Source organism: Leisingera sp. F5 (assembly GCF_001593695.1).
The window spans coordinates 1-1682 of sequence record NZ_LUKH01000781.1 but is presented as its reverse complement, the minus strand read 5'-3'; the positions used below and the strand labels follow the sequence as shown (position 1 = coordinate 1682).

Below are 1682 nucleotides of genomic sequence, written 5' to 3'. Positions count from 1 at the left end.
GTACATAGGATCAGCGCCAAAATCCGGCATCTCCTGCGGCCAAGCCACTGCCATGCAGTCAAAGGCTGCCGCATTGCGCCCCTGTTGCAGCACATTGCGCCGCACCGGGACATTCGGATGCACCAGCGCCGTGTACAGCGGCCATAGCGGACAGGACGCCCCGAACCGCGGCATCGCGAATCCGGTCACAGGCTTGCGGAACAATAGAGTGCCAGAGGCATCGCAGACCACCAGCCCGGCCTCTTGCCCCAGCACCTCCTCCGGCAGCGCCGCCAAACGGCGCAGCACGGCAGAAAGCCCGCATGCAAAGCGGCGCGCAATCGCCGCCGGAGCAACCCCGTTTGCCTGGATTTCCTCCTCCAGCGCGTGCAGCGGCATGGCCCGGGCATCTGCCTGGTATTGCGTCAAGGCGGCCTGCGCCAGGCTGCGGGCCGCCGGGCTTGTCAAAGCAGGGGCAGTCTGGATCAGCTGCTCGGCACCAGCGGAGCCATCTTCAAGTGCGGGAAAGTGAAACCCGTTTTCCTGAAAGAAGACTTCGGCCTCTTCTTGCGGCATTCCACGGCGGTCGTCGCTGGTGTCGCCCTCGTCCAGAAAATTCACCAGTGCCCGGCTGCTCTCCGACAGGCGCAGGGAATCTTCGTTGAGGTTTTTGTGGAACCGGTCGCGCCATTCCGGCTCCAGTTCGCCGGTTTCCGCCAGGATCGACGCGGTGGAGCGGATCGCCGCAGCGGTCGACAGCACCTCATGCACCGAGGCCGCCAGATTAGGGTCATGGGTCAGCCGGTCCGACAGGGTTTCCACCGTGCGCTCCAGCGTGGCAATGCGGCGATGGCCGGTTGCCAGAACCTCGGCCCAGCCGGGAAACCGGCCGGCAAATTCATCAACCCGGTCCAGTTCAGCCACCGGCACGCCGCTGTCCGCCGCCGCCTCCCGCAGGGTAGATATCAGCGCCGCCTCCGCTCCCTCGCTCAGCATTGAAGGCTCCACCCCCAAAACCCCAGCGATATCAACCAGCAGCTTGCCGCCGATTCTGCGCCGATTGTGTTCGATCAGGTTGAGGTAGGAGGCGGAAATCCCCGTCGCGCGCGCTAGTTCCGCCTGGCGCATTCCAAGGATCAGCCTGCGTTCGCGGATCCGGCTGCCGGTCAGGGTATCGCGTGCCATTCTAAGGGGCCTCCCAAAATACTGTCTTTTCAACAGCTTTCTGCATTGCAATATAACAAAATTTACAGAATGCCGTAGAATACTGTTCAGTTGTTTACAGAATTTTCAAGCCTTAAAAGGGTTTTATTGCCAGAATTTACACCCCGCACTCATACTGACTTTGCACAAATTGTGCTGGTACCGAGCAGAAGTGAGGAGCTGCAAGGCACCATTCATATTAGGGAGGAATACATGTCTGAATTTGACGCATCGCGCCGCAGAGTCTTGAAGACCGGCGCAATCGCAGGCGCCGGTGTGGCGCTGCCAACAATCTTTACTGCCTCTTCCGCCGCAGCCTTTACCAACGAGCCGACCGGCGGCACCGTGACCCTGGGCTTCAACGTGCCCCAGACCGGCCCTTATGCTGACGAGGGCGCCGACGAGCTGCGCGCCTATGAGCTGGCGGTTGAGCATCTGAACGGCGGCGGCGACGGCGGCATGATGAACACCTTCAGCTCCAAAGCGCTGCAGGGCAACGG

The 1682-nt window shown here is 61.6% G+C and carries 1 protein-coding gene and 1 pseudogene; one reads left to right on the top strand and one right to left on the bottom strand.

Translation table 11 applies throughout. The features are described from left to right. The coding region (locus A2I95_RS35905) for a helix-turn-helix domain-containing protein (RefSeq protein ID WP_291737306.1) at positions 1 to 1164 on the bottom strand (1164 nt) is incomplete at its 3' end. Positions 1165 to 1395: 231 nt separating this feature from the next. Here A2I95_RS35905 and A2I95_RS35900 point away from each other — a divergent pair. Further along, positions 1396 to 1682, top strand: a pseudogene (locus A2I95_RS35900) (branched-chain amino acid ABC transporter substrate-binding protein); the annotation flags it as partial.